At 44.0% G+C, this 17946-nt stretch carries 10 protein-coding genes and 1 riboswitch; of the genes, 6 read left to right on the top strand and 4 right to left on the bottom strand.

What is annotated here, in order from left to right:
* Positions 1-2: 2 nt before the first annotated feature.
* Positions 3-2018, bottom strand: a complete 2016-nt coding sequence (gene csrD / locus AB6E52_RS07885) for an RNase E specificity factor CsrD (protein ID WP_017062969.1) — start codon at positions 2016-2018, stop codon at positions 3-5.
* Between the two features lie 161 nt (positions 2019-2179).
* Positions 2180-2737, bottom strand: a complete 558-nt coding sequence (locus tag AB6E52_RS07880) for a single-stranded DNA-binding protein (RefSeq protein ID WP_017061342.1) — start codon at positions 2735-2737, stop codon at positions 2180-2182.
* A 278-nt stretch (positions 2738-3015) separates the two neighbouring features.
* Here AB6E52_RS07880 and AB6E52_RS07875 point away from each other — a divergent pair, with 278 nt between their 5' ends.
* The 4 genes from AB6E52_RS07875 (at position 3016) to AB6E52_RS07860 (ending at position 9534) form a co-directional block, all read left to right on the top strand.
* Positions 3016-3663: a LuxR C-terminal-related transcriptional regulator gene (locus AB6E52_RS07875; protein ID WP_029235590.1), complete on the top strand. Its 648-nt coding sequence runs from the start codon at positions 3016-3018 to the stop codon at positions 3661-3663.
* A gap of 157 nt (positions 3664-3820) precedes the next feature.
* The gene (gene galU, locus AB6E52_RS07870) at positions 3821-4693 is read left to right on the top strand and encodes a UTP--glucose-1-phosphate uridylyltransferase GalU (protein ID WP_102321223.1); all 873 of its coding nucleotides are present in this window, start codon (positions 3821-3823) and stop codon (positions 4691-4693) included.
* A gap of 149 nt (positions 4694-4842) precedes the next feature.
* Complete coding sequence (gene uvrA, locus AB6E52_RS07865; RefSeq protein WP_102321224.1) at positions 4843-7674, top strand: excinuclease ABC subunit UvrA; 2832 nt, start codon at positions 4843-4845, stop codon at positions 7672-7674.
* Between the two features lie 96 nt (positions 7675-7770).
* Positions 7771-9534, top strand: coding sequence for a PglL family O-oligosaccharyltransferase (locus AB6E52_RS07860; RefSeq protein ID WP_017061338.1), 1764 nt, complete (start codon positions 7771-7773; stop codon positions 9532-9534).
* A 112-nt stretch (positions 9535-9646) separates the two neighbouring features.
* On the opposite strand, the gene AB6E52_RS07855 is transcribed toward AB6E52_RS07860, so the two are convergent.
* Positions 9647-10786, bottom strand: a complete 1140-nt coding sequence (locus AB6E52_RS07855; protein WP_102321225.1) for an alanine--glyoxylate aminotransferase family protein — start codon at positions 10784-10786, stop codon at positions 9647-9649.
* A 176-nt stretch (positions 10787-10962) separates the two neighbouring features.
* Positions 10963-11140, top strand: a riboswitch (Lysine riboswitch).
* Between the two features lie 108 nt (positions 11141-11248).
* Between AB6E52_RS07855 and lysC the strand changes: the two genes are divergently transcribed.
* A complete protein-coding gene (gene lysC, locus AB6E52_RS07850; RefSeq protein ID WP_102321226.1) occupies positions 11249-12616 on the top strand; it encodes a lysine-sensitive aspartokinase 3 in 1368 nt (455 codons plus the stop codon).
* A gap of 111 nt (positions 12617-12727) precedes the next feature.
* On the opposite strand, the gene metH is transcribed toward lysC, so the two are convergent.
* Complete coding sequence (gene metH, locus AB6E52_RS07845; protein ID WP_372134454.1) at positions 12728-16405, bottom strand: methionine synthase; 3678 nt, start codon at positions 16403-16405, stop codon at positions 12728-12730.
* Positions 16406-16573: 168 nt separating this feature from the next.
* Here metH and AB6E52_RS07840 point away from each other — a divergent pair, with 168 nt between their 5' ends.
* Positions 16574-17854, top strand: coding sequence for a sodium:proton antiporter (locus AB6E52_RS07840; protein WP_102321228.1), 1281 nt, complete (start codon positions 16574-16576; stop codon positions 17852-17854).
* Positions 17855-17946: the final 92 nt, after the last annotated feature.

Genomic DNA, 17946 nt, shown 5'->3' with positions numbered 1-17946 from the left:
TCTTAACTACTACTCTTACGCCATCGATTTCTTCGTCCAACTTTGACAACAGATTCCGCTTTCGCGGCTTTTTCTGCTTGATTAGGCAAAGGGATAATTTGTTGTTCTTCGTCGAAATATCTCCCTTGATAGCCGTTAATGCCTAACTCTATCAAGGTATTCTTTTCTTGTTTTGTCTCGACTCCAACGGCAATAACTTGAGTTGGAGAATCACCACACGCCCCAATTAAGCTGCGAACAAACAGTTGGTTCTCATGCCTTTGGTCGATTTTCTTTATTAGGCTTCGATGAAGCTTAATATAATTAACCTTCAAATCCTTTATATAGTGAGTGCTAACAATGGTTCGCCCAGCTTGGCCAACCACAACTTTACACCCTAAACCTCGCAACATCTTTGCCACCGGTCTCATATAATCAAGATGAGCAATCAAGTGCCCTTCTGGAAACTCAAACGCAAGCTGAGAGCGGTGTTGAGCAGAGAGCTGTAACAACTCACTCCTAAACCACTTAAAGTGCTGTTTATTAGCAAACGGGGTAACATTCAGATTCACTGAATAGTTGATAGGTTGAGTTGATTCTTTCAACGATTTCAACACAACCTTTAGAACCGATTGGTCCATTTGAGCTTGATAACCCACTTGCTCTACCGCAGGCATAAATCGAGACGATTTCAATAAACCTTTGTCAGGATCCTGAATTCTAGTAAATATTTCTCTATGCAATTCATTAACTTGACCAGATTCCGGCATAAGATAACACCGCTGAGCAAAGATTACTAAATTTTCAGGAAGCAGCGCTTTATCAAGTAATGTTCTCCAACGAACACTACCTCTATCAAGCTCATTCTTATTCTCTTTCGGGTAACGGCTCCAGTTATTAATACGCTCTAACTGAGCACTCTTTAGTGCCGTTTCCGTTTCATCCATGATCTGGCTATGACGCTCACCTTCGGTATACATGGTCACACCAATATGACACCAGTTATCCGACTCTAAAGGCTCTGGCGGAGTTAGCTTATCTAACTGCCTTAAACACTGAGCAGCCAAGGTCGCAATATCTTTTGCGCCCTGATGAGGGATAAATACAGCAAAGTCCGCTTCGTAATAGCGAGAAAAAATGACATCGGGATAGCGTTGAACGATATTCGACAGTACTTCACCGACTTCAATAATAAAGCCGTCTGTGGTTTGCTTATCGTTAGCATCACTAACTTGCTCCCATTCGTCGATACGTATCAGTAACACACCGCCTCGAGCACCACTTTCATGCAGTGCCGATTCCAGCTTATTATCGAATAAAACTCGGTTTGCCGTTCCCGTGAGTTTATCTAGGAAAGTATGGGTACGAATAAAGGTATCAAAGCGACTTCGTTCTTGACGAGCATCTTGTAGCTCTTCAATCAATACATCTAAGGCTTCGCTTGCGGTATAAGGCCACTCTCGCTCATCTCCCTTTGCATGAGCTTCAACCTGACCGGCCAAGATCATTCTTCCTCGCTCTTCCAAGATTTCAGAACCCATGAGTTGTTCTTTCAACCAACGAACACCGCGAGCAAGACAGAACAGAACCAATGCGACAGCCAAAGTAATTGACCACATCGCTTCCATTGAGTAGTTGTAGCCAATATAAGGAGGAAGTGCTTTAAATTCGATTCGGTAGCCTTCATTACGCTCTAAAATGAAGCTTTTCTCATAAAGACGATTGGGATCAATTTGTGGGGAGGTATCTTTGAAACGATAAACGATGCCGGTCTTGTTCGAGAGTTTCATCTCAACAATATTGCTCGCCTGCAACATCTTAGGCATCCAACGCTGCATTGAATACGCGGCGTCAGGGTCTTCCATCTCTTTATCTACAACGTCGACAATGCCAACCAAATAATGGTCTAAATATTCCTGTCCAATACGCTTAAAGGAAAGTGTGCCACCAATAAAAAGAATGAACATCGCGCTGATCACTATCACGGTGACAAATGCGACCAATCGAGTGCTCAATTTTAGTGTCGGGGTATATCTCATGAATAACGAAATCCTTTTCAACTCACATTATACCGTATTGCTACTTATACTATAAATTGACGTTGTAAATAAAGCGTTAAGAATTGTAGGTAACAAAAAGCCGCGATGAACGCGGCTTTTTCCAATTTAATACTGTCTTTATAATATATTAAAAACAGGGATCAAAATGGGATGTCATCATCAAAATCCATTGGCGGCTCATTATATTGAGGTTGAGCCTGCTGAGGAGCTTGTTGAGGTGCTTTTGGCTGCTGTTGAGCGGGAGCACTGTATTGTTGTTGCTGTTGTTGTGGCTGCTGTGGCTGACCCCAACCACCTTGCTGTTGGTTGTTACCCATGCCACCTTGAGCAGGAGCACCACCTTGAGCACGGCCGCCAAGCATTTGCATTACACCATTGAAGCCTTGAACAACCACTTCAGTTGTGTAGCGATCTTGACCGCTTTGATCTTGCCATTTACGTGTTTGAAGTTGACCTTCAATGTAAACTTGAGAACCTTTACGTAGGTACTCACCAGCAACTTCCGCAAGCTTGCCAAACAGAGCAACACGGTGCCATTCTGTTTTTTCACGCTGCTCGCCAGTTGCTTTATCACGCCATGACTCTGACGTTGCAATGGTAATGTTCGCTACTGCGCCGCCATTTGGCATGTAACGAATTTCAGGGTCATTACCTAGGTTACCCACTAATATAACTTTGTTAACTCCACGGCTAGCCATGATTTGCTCCGTCTAAATTCATAGTCTCAGAAAATTTTAGCGCACAAGAATAGCATGCTTTTCTGCAGTGATAAATCGCATTCCTATTCTCTCCTCACTACAAAGAATAAAAACGTAACAAATCATGATATTCAGAGCGATGTTGCTTTTTTCTCCACTTACAAACCACTCATTTACTTTGATAATTGATATTCAACGCAAGTCACTATCAAGGCGCTAGAGAAGCTAAAGCCTACATGACAACGTGGAATCTAATCCCACTCAAACAGGACGTTTCAATGAGAAAATCAAGATACGCTCGCACTTTACACTTTCTGTGCATCGACCCAAACGATACCTATCTACATGTAAAAGAGATAGAAAAGCATTTATCTATTGTTCTCTACAAAATGACACCCGACGAATTAATGCTAGTTGATAGAAAGCAGAGTAACCGGATCTTGCTCGTCGATTACAGAGAGGTACCACAACTACTGATTATTTGTCCTAACCTGACTGTTATGTGGAAAAATCACGAAATCATTTTATTCAATGTCCCCCAGCAACTTCCAACCTCAGAGCTTCTTACCTATGGGGTACTAAAAGGACTCTTTTACAACACTGAACAAAAGGACAAGATTGCTCGTGGTCTTCAAGAAGTCATTGATGGCGATAACTGGCTGCCAAGGAAGGTAACCAATCAACTGTTGTTTTATTATCGCAATATGGTCAATACCAACACCACACCAACCAATGTTGATTTAACCATTCGTGAGATCCAGGTGATTCGCTGTCTTCAATCCGGGTCTTCAAACACACAAATCGCCGATGACTTGTTTATTAGTGAGTTCACGGTTAAATCTCACCTCTATCAAATATTCCGTAAGCTTGCGGTAAAAAATAGAGTTCAAGCGATAGCATGGGCAAACCAGAACCTGCTTGCATAATCGACCCACCTCTTAGTCTGACGATAATTTTGAGGGAAGCTCTAGTAAACCATGGCTATTGTTGCTGAATTTTCGACATAACTTATGCTAGAGTTGCCCTCAGAAATATCAACCACTCAGGTTGAATCAATAATTATTATAGATAAAGGGTCTTATCATGATCAAAAAGTGCCTTTTCCCGGCAGCTGGCTACGGTACACGTTTTTTACCTGCAACCAAGTCAATGCCTAAAGAAATGATGCCTGTAGTAAACAAACCTCTGATTGAATACGGTGTAGAGGAAGCTATCGAAGCTGGTATGGATGGAATGTGCATCGTTACTGGACGTGGTAAGCACTCGATCATGGATCACTTTGATAAAAACTACGAGCTTGAGCACCAGATTAGCGGCACCAATAAAGAAGACCTATTGGTTAATATCCGTGAAACGATTGAAGCGGCAAACTTCACCTACATTCGTCAACGTGAGATGAAAGGCCTTGGCCATGCTATTTTAACGGGTCGCGAACTTGTAGGCGATGAACCGTTCGCAGTAGTACTTGCTGATGACCTTTGTGTGAACGAGCAACAAGGCGTGCTAGCTCAGATGGTTGCGCTATACAAACAGTTCCGCTGTTCTATTGTTGCTGTACAAGAAGTTCCAGAAGAAGATACTCACAAGTACGGTGTTATCTCTGGCGAAATGATCAAAGATGACCTTTTCCGAGTTGATGACATGGTAGAGAAGCCAGAGCAAGGTACAGCACCAAGCAACCTAGCGATCATTGGTCGTTATATTCTGACTCCAGATATCTTTGAATTAATCGAGCAGACAGAACCAGGTAAAGGCGGCGAAATCCAGATCACTGATGCATTGCTAAAACAGGCAAAAGCAGGCTGTGTATTGGCTTACAAATTTAAAGGCCAACGTTTTGACTGTGGTAGTGTTGAAGGCTATATCGAAGCAACAAACTACTGCTTCGAAAACCTATACAAGAAAGACCAGCAGCAAATCGAGCTAGGTAAACACTCGACCAAGAAAGAAGCATAACGACTGGTTAATCACTAACGTTACTGATTTTAGAAAGGGCGACTCTTTGAGTCGCCCTTTTTGTTTACTGTTTTTTTATCCAGTAAAACTTTGCACAAATCTCACTCTATGTAATACTTTAGCCACTTAAAATTACATGGTCTATTGAGATGGATAAAATAGAAATTAGAGGCGCTCGTACGCATAACCTCAAAGACGTCAACCTAACCATTCCACGTGACAAACTGACTGTCATCACCGGATTATCGGGGTCAGGAAAGTCGTCACTTGCGTTTGACACACTCTACGCAGAAGGTCAGCGTCGTTATGTTGAATCTCTGTCTGCTTACGCTCGTCAATTTCTATCTCTTATGGAAAAGCCTGATGTCGATCATATTGAAGGTCTGTCTCCAGCTATCTCAATAGAACAAAAATCGACTTCACATAACCCTCGCTCAACCGTCGGTACCATTACCGAAGTCTATGATTACCTCAGATTATTGTATGCGCGAGTAGGCGAACCTCGCTGTCCAGACCACAACATCCCTCTAGCAGCACAAACCATCAGTCAAATGGTCGATAAGGTCTTAGAACTGCCTCAAGGCTCAAAGATGATGTTGATGGCACCGATTGTCAAAGAGCGCAAAGGTGAGCATGTTAAAACACTGGAAAACTTAGCTGCGCAAGGCTTTATCCGAGCCCGAATTGATGGTGAAACCTGTGATCTATCCGATCCACCAGCACTTGAACTTCATAAGAAGCACACCATTGAAGTTGTGGTAGACAGATTCAAGGTTCGTCCTGATCTTCAACAGCGTTTAGCCGAGTCATTCGAGACCACATTAGAGCTCTCTGGCGGTATCGCTGTCGTCGGCTGGATGGACGAAACGGATCAAGAAGAGATCGTATTCTCTGCTAACTTCGCTTGTCCTAAATGTGGTTACAGCATGCAAGAGCTTGAGCCTCGCCTGTTCTCATTTAATAACCCGGCAGGAGCATGTGGTACGTGTGATGGTCTTGGTGTTCAACAGTATTTTGATCCAAGCCGAGTGATTTTAGATGAGAACCTAAGCATTGCTGAAGGTGCGATAAAAGGTTGGGATCAAAAGAACTACTACTATTTCCAAATGCTAACGTCGCTGTCAGAACATTATGGTTTTGATCTGTATGCGCCATTTAATTCTCTACCGAAAAAGACTCAAGAGATCATTCTAAAAGGATCAGGTCGTACTGAAGTGGAATTCAAGTACATCAATGACCGAGGTGATATTCGGGTTAAGCGTCATCCATTTGAGGGCATTTTAAATACCTTGGAGCGCCGTTACCGTGATACTGAATCGAGCGCAGTGCGTGAAGATCTTGCTAAATACATCTCAACCAAATCGTGCTCTAGCTGTGATGGCACTCGCCTGAGATTAGAAGCTCGCAATGTTTTCATTGGTGATACAACACTTCCGGAAATCGTTGAACTTAGCATTGCTGACGCACTACAATTTTTCCAAGAATTGAAGCTAGACGGTCAACGTGGGCAGATCGCAGATAAAGTGATGAAAGAGATCAATGATCGTCTGCATTTCTTAGTCAACGTTGGTTTGAACTACCTTAACCTATCACGCAGTGCTGAAACGCTGTCTGGTGGTGAGGCGCAACGTATTCGTTTGGCGAGCCAAATCGGTGCCGGTTTAGTTGGCGTTATGTATGTACTTGATGAGCCATCAATTGGTCTCCACCAGCGCGATAATGAACGTCTATTGCAAACCTTAATTCACCTGAGAGACTTAGGTAATACGGTACTTGTTGTGGAACATGACGAAGATGCAATTCGTTGTGCTGACCATGTTATCGATATCGGTCCAGGAGCAGGGGTGCACGGTGGTCACGTGGTGGCAGAAGGTACCATGCAAGACATCATCGAAAACCTGAACTCTTTGACAGGCCAATACCTGAGCGGTGCTAAAGAAATTGCAGTGCCTGAAAAGAGAACGCCTATCGACAAGAAAAAGGTCGTCGAGATCGTTGGCGCAACGGGGAACAACCTAAAGAATGTGACCGCGACAATTCCTGTTGGCTTGTTCAGTTGTATTACGGGCGTATCAGGTTCGGGTAAATCAACGCTTATCAACGATACCTTCTTTAAAGTCGCCCACACTCAATTAAACGGTGCCACGACTGCAGTTCCAGCAAAGCACAAAAAGATTAAAGGGTTAGAACATTTTGATAAGGTAATCGACATAGATCAAAGCCCTATCGGTCGTACACCAAGATCAAACCCTGCGACCTACACAGGGATTTTCACCCCTATTCGTGAACTATTCGCGGGCACTCAGGAATCACGTTCTCGTGGTTACAAGCCAGGTCGATTCAGCTTTAACGTTCGTGGTGGTCGTTGTGAGGCTTGTCAGGGAGACGGCGTAATCAAGGTAGAGATGCACTTCTTACCCGATGTGTATGTGCCTTGTGATGTGTGTAAAGGTAAGCGCTATAACCGTGAGACTCTAGAGGTCCGCTACAAAGGTAAAACCATTGACGAAGTTCTAGAGATGACTGTGGAAGATGCTCGTGAATACTTCAACCCGGTACCTGTTATCGCTCGTAAACTGCAAACTTTAATGGACGTTGGCCTCTCTTACATTCGCTTAGGGCAAGCAGCTACAACCTTATCTGGTGGTGAAGCTCAGCGTGTTAAATTAGCGCGTGAACTGTCTAAACGAGACACGGGAAAAACCTTATACATTCTCGATGAGCCAACAACAGGCCTTCATTTCCACGATATCCAGCAGCTACTGACGGTATTACATAGACTGCGTGATCACGGTAATACAGTTGTCGTGATTGAGCACAACCTAGATGTCGTTAAAACAGCAGACTGGATCCTAGATCTTGGCCCAGAAGGTGGGCAAGGTGGTGGTGAGATTGTTGCAGAGGGTACACCTGAAGATGTGGCGTTAGTCGAAGGTTCACACACTGCTCGCTTCCTTAAGCCTATGTTAAATTTGAAGTAGGTGTAAAATAGCGCCCTGCGGGCAGACAGAAAAATGTTAAAGTAACAGAGCTTGTTTCAGAAGGAACAAGCTCTGTTTTTATAAGGTTAGGGATTTATGGCAACAATACACACTAGCGGTACTCAGCTAGAAAATCAGGTCACTCAGCTACCACTCAACAAAGCATTTCTGGCTTCTTTAGCTGTTGTATTCTTGTTAGCTATGCATTTTTTTATGCCGAATCCTGGTGGTTCGGGCCTTGCTCTATCCTTTAACCCTACCACTTGGCTAGCGCTAAGCTTCACGCTAGCGATTGGCTTTTACCAACTCGCGACCAATCGAGTACTCAAGTATTCCAAATTAACAATTGGCTTGTTGATTAGCTGCATCATACTCACGCTACCCATTTTATACAGCAATGCTGCACCTCAAGGAGCGTCAGGACGCTTGCTTGGATTGTGGGCGGGCTTTGCCTTATTTGTGGTGCTGCAGCAATTTAAGTTCAGCAATAAACACAAGCAACGTATGTTGTGGTTCATTGTACTTGCTGTTGTTATACAAGCACTATTTGGCTATGTGCAATATTTCTTATTAGAACCTGGCAACCTATTTGGCTACAACACTGCTGCAAACCGACCATATGGGATATTTCAACAACCGAATGTAATGGCAAGCTTTCTTGCTACTGGTTTTGTGCTGTCCGCTTACCTTTTAGCAAGGCAGCCGGCTAAATATAACCATAAGATCAGCGAATCATTCCTACTGTATTTAACTCCAACCTTAACCGTGCCCTTGCTGATCATCATTGCATCACGTACCGGATGGTTGGCCGCTGTCATTGGGTTTATCTGCATTCTGCCCTATCTATACAAGTTCTCGACCAAGAAACGCTTCTACGGATGGTGCGCATCAGTGCTCGTCGGTGTCGTCGTCGCTTTTTCGGTGATCAGCCTAAGTGCGACTGATAGCCTCGCTAGCAAGAAAGCGAACCTAGAAAGCCCGCGCGCTTATACGTTCCCGCAAGCTTTAGATATGATGATCGAAAAGCCATTTACAGGTTATGGTTACGGGAAATTTGAGTCTGAATACACGCTATATACAGCTCGCCAACATCAACTCAACTCGAACTATCATCCAGGTCTTCCTTCAATGGATCACCCGCACAATGAGTTCCTGTTTTGGGGAGTTGAAGGGGGGATTGTACCAATCATCGGAATCTTGATTGCTGCAATATTGGTGATGTCACGCATAACAAGTTCAGCAAAGGGAACACGTCTAGCCCTGCTCGCGTTATTTATCCCAATCCTTTTGCACTCTCAACTTGAGTATCCTTTTTACCACTCGGCGATTCACTGGATAACATTCATTATATTGATTTACTGGGTAGATCAGCGCTCTTCCCGACATTATCAACAGTCGTTCAGTATCATCAGCAAGACCCTATTTAGAGTGTTGAGCTTAGTGCTCCCTATTTTGGTCAGTTTTTATATGTTGAGCGCCCTGCACACCAACTATGTACTGACTAAGTTTGAACTGTCTAAGCCGAAAAATCCGGACATTCTTAAGCAGGTAACGAACCCAGTGGTGTGGAAAGATCGCTACGATTGGGATATATACAGCACTTACCTTAATATCGGCCTCTACAAAGCCGACCCGAGCCTTATACAGCCTTACATCGATTGGTCACTGGAGATCATTAAGAGCAAACCAAGACCGGCTTTCTACAGCAATCTGATTCTGGCGTATCAAGGCCTAGGAGAAGAAAGTAAAGCAGAGCAAATTCGTAGCGAAGCGAACTTTTTATTCCCTAACAGAGACTTTTCAAAGGTTCAGTATAAGAAAGTGTCACAAGCAGAAGATAACGTTTCGTCTGCAGAATAATGTTAAGAATTCGCAACGCAAGCTTCACTTAGTAGGCAGTAGGAGCTTGGGGTAGATACAAAAAAGCGCACGATCTCTCGTGCGCTTTTCTTTTTAATTTCAGTTCATGCAGCTACTTCAAAACATCTTTTAGCGCTTTTAGGCACAACGCGACATTCTCTTTACGAGCACCGTAACCCATTAGGCCGATACGCCATGCCTTACCAGCCAAAGAGCCAAGCCCAGCACCGATTTCAATATTATATTCTTCTAAAAGCTGCGTTCTGATCTTAGCCTCATCAATTCCTTCTGGGAAATAAAGTGCATTAAGCTGCGGCAGGCGGCTCTCTTCATCAACCACAAACTTTAACCCTAGAGCTTCTACGCCTTCTTTCAACTCTTGGTGCATTGCGTGATGGCGAGACCACGCATTATCTAAGCCTTCATTTTTCAACAAAACCAGCGACTCATGCAGAGCATAAAGGCTGTTCACGGGTGCGGTATGGTGGTAGCTACGCTTACCTTCTCCACTCCAGTAACCTAATACTAAACTTTGATCCAAAAACCAGCTTTGCACTGGTGCTTTACGGGCTTTCATTTTATCAACCGCACGCTGAGAGAAAGTCACTGGAGATAGCCCTGGCACACAAGACAGACACTTTTGGCTGCCAGAATAAACCGCATCAAGCTGCCACTCATCAACCAGCAATGGAACACCACCTAATGATGTCACTGCATCAACAATCGTTAACGCATCAAACTGACGAGCGACAGCAGAGATAGCTTGAGCATCAGATAACGCTCCGGTTGATGTCTCTGCATGCACAAATGCAACAGCAACGGCATCGGGGTTTTCTGCCAATGCTTGTTCTACCTTTTCAACTGAAACGGGCTTGCCCCATTCGTCATCAACAAGGATGGCTTCGCCACCACAACGCACCACGTTTTCTCGCATACGCTCACCGAAGACACCGTTACGACAAACAATCACCTTTTCACCAGGCTCAATCAAGTTAACAAAACAGGTCTCCATACCCGCACTACCCGGTGCAGAAACGGCAATCGTAAATTCGTTTTCAGTCTGAAAAGCGTATTTAAGAAGCTGTTTAAGCTCGTCCATCATCGCAATAAACAGCGGATCTAAGTGACCTATGGTTGGACGGCTCAAAGCCTGTAACACTTGAGGTGAGATATCTGAAGGACCAGGTCCCATTAACGTTCGGTGTGGTGGATAAAAGCTATCGATAGCAGTAGTGAGTGGTAAATTAGACATGTACATCCCTTACGTTAATGTTGTGAACAATCCACCCTAAAGCAAATTGATTACCTCAGCAATTAGCCATAAGTATTGAGGTCAAACCACTGTCACATAATTGTTAAAATTATTTTTCAATTATCTCAAGTTACGGATTGACATTGTTACCACAAAAACGTTCAATGAAACGGCTATCTAGCAGAAGAGGAGCACTGCCCAGGCAGATGTTTTGTGGAACCGCATTTCCAATACAAAACATTTATGGGGAGCAGTGCCGAGATAATAAAAGGATGCAGGACCTTTATTATCGGTTGAGCGGGCTGAATCCCTTCAACTGTCGCCATTTCTATATGGTGAAGAGCTTCTGAGGTTACTATTCTAATAATTCCTCTCTTTTTGCTCTAAAACTCTCTTCGAAAAACATCGGACGTTGGATTACCCAACCGTAATTTTATTTTAGGAAGTCGTGGGAGATATATCGTGAGTGCATCTAATGTAGCTGGTTCTTTTAATGTCGCTAAGTTTGGTGGAACAAGTGTTGCCAACTTTGAAGCAATGAGCCGTTGTGCTGCCATTATTGAAAACAACTCAAACACGAAACTGGTCGTGAGTAGTGCATGCTCTGGTGTCACTAACTTGCTGGTTGAACTAGCAAATGGTGTTCAAGACAAAGCTCGTCGTCAGGAACTAATGGCGCAATTAGCGGACATTCACAACGCAATTCTTGACCAACTCGCAGATCCAATCAGCATCGAAAAAGAAGTCCACAGCATTCTTGATGACATTGCGAGCGCTGCAGAGGCCGCATCATTCCAAACAAGTACTAAACTGACGGATCACCTTGTCGCATGTGGCGAGTTGATGTCGACACACATCTTGGCTCAGATCATCTCTGAACGAGGCACTCCTGCTGTTCGCTTTGATATCAGAGATGTGATGCGTACTAATGATGATTTTGGTAAAGCCGAACCTCAACTAGAAGATATTGCCGCTCTAGCGCAAGAGAAACTGATTCCACTTTGCCAACAACAAGTTGTCGTTACCCAAGGTTTTATCGGCGCTGATAGCGAAGGTAACACCACGACTTTAGGCCGCGGTGGCAGTGATTACTCAGCAGCACTGATTGCCGAATCTGTACAGGCGATTGGTCTAGAAATCTGGACGGATGTTCCGGGTATCTACACCACTGACCCTCGTATTGCACCTAAAGCTTCTCCTATCCCAGAGATCAGCTTTAGTGAAGCATCGGAAATGGCAAACTTTGGTGCGAAGATCTTGCACCCATCGACTCTAGTACCTGCACTACGCCACCAAATACCGGTATTTGTCGGCTCTTCTAAAGCGCCAGAGTTAGGTGGTACTTGGATTCGTCAAGAAGTTGAGAGCTCTCCTCTATTTAGAGCGCTTGCCCTACGCTGCAACCAAACCATGGTTACGCTACGCAGTGCTAACATGTTCCATGCCTATGGCTTCTTGGCAAAAGTGTTCGAGATCCTTGCTAAACATAAGATCTCTGTCGATCTTATCACTACCTCAGAGATCAGTGTGTCACTTACGCTGGATCAAACAGACACATCAGGTGGTGCTCCTCAGTTACCTGAAGCCGCTCGCCTTGAGCTTGAAGAGCTGTGTTCTGTCGATATTGAGCATGACCTATGCCTGGTTGCTCTTATTGGTAACAACATGAGCGAAAGCAAAGGCTATGCAAAGCAGGTATTCGGCACTCTAGAAGATTTCAACCTACGTATGATTTGTTACGGAGCAAGCCCACACAATCTGTGCTTCTTGTTGGATGAACCTGTATCTAAGTTAGCAATTCAAAAACTGCATCAAGAGCTTTTTGAATAAGAAGTCAATTAATAGATAGGGTTGAGTTAACCAAATCACAAATACAAAAAGGGTTGCGATTAAGCAACCCTTTCTCTTTCTAGCTTTACGAACAACTCACTGATTCCAGAGTTAGTTGATATTTGGCCCTAACCACTTCTCAGCTTCCAACATATCCCAGCCTTTACGGTCGGCATAGCTATCTACTTGATCCTGTTGAATCTGGGCTATCGCAAAGTACCGAGCATCAGGGTGTGAGAAGTACATCCCTGATACTGAAGCACCAGGCCACATCGCGTAGCTAGACGTCAGTGACATATCGATAGCCTTCTCAACGTCCATCAACTCCCACAACGTGCCTTTCTCTGTGTGCTCTGGACAAGCAGGATAACCTGGAGCAGGACGGATACCTTGGTATTTCTCTCGAATCAAATCGTCGTTAGACAAGTCCTCATCTGGCGAGTAGCCCCAAATATCCTTTCTCACTTCTTTATGCAGATACTCCGCGAACGCTTCAGCCAATCGGTCAGCAACCGCTTGAATCATGATTGCGTTGTAGTCATCACCTTTCGCTTTGTATTCATCAGCCAGTTCTCGCTCACCAATACCACCGGTTACCGCAAAGCCACCAATCCAATCCGCTTTACCGCTTTCTTTTGGCGCAATGTAATCTGACAGGCAATAGTTAAAGCCTTTTGGTTTCTCTGTTTGTTGACGAAGGTTGTGTAGAACTTTTAGAACTTCGGTACGAGATTCATCGGTATACACTTCAATATCATCACCAACACTGTTCGCTGGGAACATGGCACACATACCACGCGCTTCAAGCAGCTTCTCTTTCTCTACGCGATCCAGTAAATCATTGGCATCTTTGAATAAACGTTTTGCTTCTTCACCCACTTCTTCATGATCAAGGATCGCAGGGTACTTACCAACCAATGACCATGTCATGAAGAATGGAGTCCAATCGATGTACTGACGCAGAGTAGCTACATCAAAATCATTGAAAATGTGAACTCCCGGCTTAGCGGGTGCCGGTGGCGTATACGCATCCCAATCGATAGCAACTTTATTGGCACGAGCTCTTTCAAGCGTGACAGGCTTGGTACGAGGCTTCTTACGATTGTGCTGATCTCGAACGCGATCGTAATCGATATCCAGCTTCTCAACGAAAGCGGGTTTCAATTCATCAGAAAGTAGTGAAGTACAAACACCCACTGCACGCGAGGCATTATTTACGTATACAACAGGTTCTGAATAATTCTGCTCAATCTTAACTGCTGTGTGAGCTTTAGATGTGGTTGCGCCGCCAATCAGAAGAGGCAGCTTGAAACCCTGTCTCTCCATTTCTTTAGCAACATGTACCATTTCATCAAGAGACGGTGTAATCAGCCCAGACAGGCCAATAATGTCGACATTCTCTTCTTTCGCTACCTTGAGAATCTTCTCGCAAGAAACCATCACACCTAAGTCGATAATTTCGTAGTTATTACACTGTAAAACCACACCAACGATATTTTTACCGATATCGTGAACGTCACCTTTAACGGTCGCTAACAAAATCTTACCGTTAGTTGCGCCCACTTCTTTGGATGCATTAATGAATGGTTCTAAATGGGCAACCGCCTGTTTCATCACACGCGCAGACTTTACAACCTGTGGTAAGAACATCTTACCTTCACCAAACAGGTCACCAACAACGTTCATTCCGTCCATTAGAGGACCTTCAATCACTTCAATAGGACGAGAGGCATTAACACGAGCTTCTTCGGTATCTTCAACAATAAAGTCGGTGATACCTTTTACCAAAGAGTGCTCCAAACGCTTCTCTACAGGCCAAGTTCGCCACTCTAATGCAGATTTATCTTCAACCTTACCAACAGCACGCTCTAGGTATTCGGTCGCCATATCCAGCAATCTTTCAGTCGAATCATCACGACGGTTTAGTACGACATCTTCAACAGCATCACGCAGATCTTCTGGAACATTATCGTAAATTTCCAACTGACCAGCGTTTACAATGCCCATATCCATACCGTTTTTAAAACAGTGATATAGGAATACCGCGTGAATAGCCTCACGGACGTAGTTATTACCACGGAATGAGAATGAAACATTCGACACACCGCCAGAGATCATCGCATGCGGGAGATCGCGTTTGATGTCTCCTACTGCTTCAATGAAATCAACCGCATAGTTATTATGCTCATCGATACCAGTAGCCACTGCGAAAATATTCGGGTCAAAAATAATATCTTCTGGTGGGAAACCGACTTCATCAACAAGAATGTTGTAGGCATTGGTACAGATTTCGACTTTACGCTCTCGAGTATCAGCCTGCCCGACTTCATCAAACGCCATCACGATGACAGCAGCACCATAACGACGAACTAATTTGGCTTGCTCAACAAACTTCTCTTTGCCTTCTTTTAGAGAGATTGAGTTAACGATGCCTTTGCCTTGAATACACTTTAGGCCAGCTTCGATAACTTCCCACTTAGAAGAATCGACCATAACAGGTACTTTCGAGATTTCAGGTTCTGAAGCACATAGATTCAGGAATTTAACCATACACGCCTCGGCGTCTAGCATCCCTTCATCCATGTTGATATCGATAATCTGAGCGCCATTTTCGACTTGCTCGCGAGCAACACTCAATGCTTCGTCGTAAAGCTCTTCTTTGATCAAACGCTTGAAACGCGCAGAACCAGTGACATTGGTCCGCTCACCTACATTCACGAACAAAGATTCTTTAGCTATCGTCAGTGGCTCTAGTCCCGAAAGACGACAAGAAACTGGTAAGTCTGGCAATTGACGCGGCGTTACACCTTCAACGGCCTCAGCCATTTCACGGATATGCTCTGGAGTAGTACCACAACACCCACCAATTAGGTTCAAGAAGCCACTTTCAGCCCACTCTTTAACATGTTCAGCCATATCCTCAGGAGAAAGGTCATACTCGCCAAATGCATTAGGCAAACCCGCATTAGGGTGAGCAGAAACATTGCACTCTGAGATACGAGACATCTCACCGACATACTCACGCAGTTCATCAGGGCCCAATGCACAGTTCAATCCAAATGAGATTGGTTTTACATGACGAAGGGCGTTGTAGAATGCTTCTGTCGTCTGTCCTGAAAGGGTACGACCTGATGCATCAGTGATGGTACCGGAAATCATCACTGGAAGAGCAATACCCACCTCTTCAAAAACAGATTCAACGGCAAAGGCACACGCTTTCGCGTTTAACGTATCAAAGATAGTTTCAATAAGAATTAAATCTGAACCGCCCTTAATGAGCGCGCGAGTCGATTCAGAATAGGCTTCAACCAGTTCGTCAAAGCTAACATTACGGTAACCTGGATCGTTTACATCAGGCGAGATAGAACAAGTTCGGTTGGTTGGACCTAATACACCCGCGACGAAGCGAGGTTTATCTGGGGTCTTTGCAGTCCATTCATCAGCTGCTTCACGAGCAAGCTTGGCAGCAGCAAAGTTAATCTCTTCACTAAGGCTTTCCATATCATAGTCGGCCATAGCGATGGTTGTAGCGTTAAAGGTATTGGTTTCGAGGATGTCAGCCCCAGCTTCCAAATACTCCATATGGATATCTTTGATAAGCTTAGGTTGTGTAAGTACCAAAAGGTCATTGTTACCCTTTAAGTCACTATGCCAATCCGCAAAGCGTTCACCACGATAGTCTTGCTCTTCCAATTTATAGTCCTGAATCATGGTGCCCATGCCACCATCAATCAGTAAAATTCGTTGCTTCAACAGAGCATCAATCTTTTGCCTTACATTACTTCCCACGGTACAACCTCATTCCTTTAATTATGCTTCCATCCTATCACACATTAAAAAGGAGTCTAGACGTCTAAAAGAGGAAATTGATTACCGAGTCCTGACAAAAAGTGTTTGCTATTTGAGCATGAGACAACGAAAATTCATATTCATACTTTGTTACATGTTGGTACCCCAATGTCGGTCTATTACACCTTATGCTTCTTGTCTGCTGCAGCCATGCTCATTGCCTTTGTTAATAGCAAAATTGGTAAAATGCAAACAACCATCGCCATCACAGCAGGCTCAATGATGCTGTCTCTTTTAATTATCATTGCGGGCCAAAACAACTGGTTTCAATTAGCCGACATTGCTTCTGAAACGGTTGCCAGTATTAATTTTGAAGACTTCCTACTTAAAGGGATATTAGGCTTCCTACTATTTGCTGGCGGCTTAGGGATCAAACTCCCAAACCTTAAAGACCAAAAATGGGAAATCACAGTACTTGCACTCGGTGCGACTCTATTCTCGACCTTCTTTATTGGTTTTGTTCTTTATGGATTCTGTCAGTTCATCGGCATCCAATTCGATCTCATTTACTGCTTACTGTTCGGTTCTCTTATCTCACCAACCGATCCCATCGCCGTGCTAGCAATAGTAAAGAAACTCGACGCTCCCAGAAGAATCTCTACTCAAATCGAGGGAGAATCTCTATTCAACGATGGTTTTGGCTTAGTTATCTTCGTAACCCTATTTACTATCGCATTCGGCACAGAAGCGCCAACCGTCGGTAGTGTGACCATGCTATTCGTTCAAGAGGCAATTGGCGGCATCGTCTACGGTTTTGTTTTAGGTCTTGTATTCCATTACCTAATCAGCAACACCGACGACCACTCGATGGAGTTGCTATTAACCATCGGCATTCCAACTGCTGGTTATGCGTTTGCTGAAGTTCTACATGTATCAGGACCATTAGCGATGGTGGTCTCAGGTATCATGATTGGTAACTGGACTCGCTTTATCGGATTCTCAAAAGAGAGTGAAGATCACTTAGATCATTTCTGGGAATTGATAGATGAATTCTTAAACGGCGTATTATTCCTACTAATTGGTATGTCGATGCTGTTATTCAAATTCCACCAAGAAGATTGGATCTTAATGGCTTTCGCAGTCCCTCTAGTATTGAGTGCACGTTACTTGAGTGTTTTCTTGTCTTACATCGGATTTAAACGCTTTAGAACTTACAACCCGTGGTCGATTAAGATTCTAACTTGGGGTGGTTTACGCGGTGGCTTAGCACTAGCCATGGCACTTTCAATCCCTTCAGGTATCTGGGTAATTGAAGACAAAGCAATCGATGTTAAAGAGATAATCCTTGTCATGACATACGCCGTTGTTGTGTTCTCTATTCTAGTTCAAGGCTCAACAATCACTCCTATGATAGAGAAAGCAAAACAAGCAGAGAAAGAGCTAGATTAATATCTAAATAGATCAACCAAGGCCGCCTACTTTAGGTCAATGCCGTTCGGATAAGCATTACTGTTTGAATCTAAACGGATATTTAGCTGGAA

This window comes from Vibrio sp. 10N.247.311.13, assembly GCF_041467595.1.
GTDB lineage: Bacteria > Pseudomonadota > Gammaproteobacteria > Enterobacterales > Vibrionaceae > Vibrio > Vibrio crassostreae_C.
The sequence above is the reverse complement of the archived record's forward strand: the minus strand, read 5'-3'. Positions and strand labels throughout refer to the sequence as shown.

Excerpts from the sequence above, each read along its gene's own strand:
- AB6E52_RS07860 (WP_017061338.1), top strand. The coding sequence starts at position 7,771 with ATGGCAACAATACACACTAGCGGTACTCAGCTAGAAAATCAGGTCACT.
- AB6E52_RS07840 (WP_102321228.1), top strand. The coding sequence starts at position 16,574 with ATGTCGGTCTATTACACCTTATGCTTCTTGTCTGCTGCAGCCATGCTC.
- AB6E52_RS07875 (WP_029235590.1), top strand. The coding sequence starts at position 3,016 with ATGAGAAAATCAAGATACGCTCGCACTTTACACTTTCTGTGCATCGAC.
- uvrA (WP_102321224.1), top strand. The coding sequence starts at position 4,843 with ATGGATAAAATAGAAATTAGAGGCGCTCGTACGCATAACCTCAAAGAC.
- AB6E52_RS07855 (WP_102321225.1), bottom strand. The coding sequence starts at position 10,786 with ATGTCTAATTTACCACTCACTACTGCTATCGATAGCTTTTATCCACCA.
- galU (WP_102321223.1), top strand. The coding sequence starts at position 3,821 with ATGATCAAAAAGTGCCTTTTCCCGGCAGCTGGCTACGGTACACGTTTT.
- AB6E52_RS07880 (WP_017061342.1), bottom strand. The coding sequence starts at position 2,737 with ATGGCTAGCCGTGGAGTTAACAAAGTTATATTAGTGGGTAACCTAGGT.
- csrD (WP_017062969.1), bottom strand. The coding sequence starts at position 2,018 with ATGAGATATACCCCGACACTAAAATTGAGCACTCGATTGGTCGCATTT.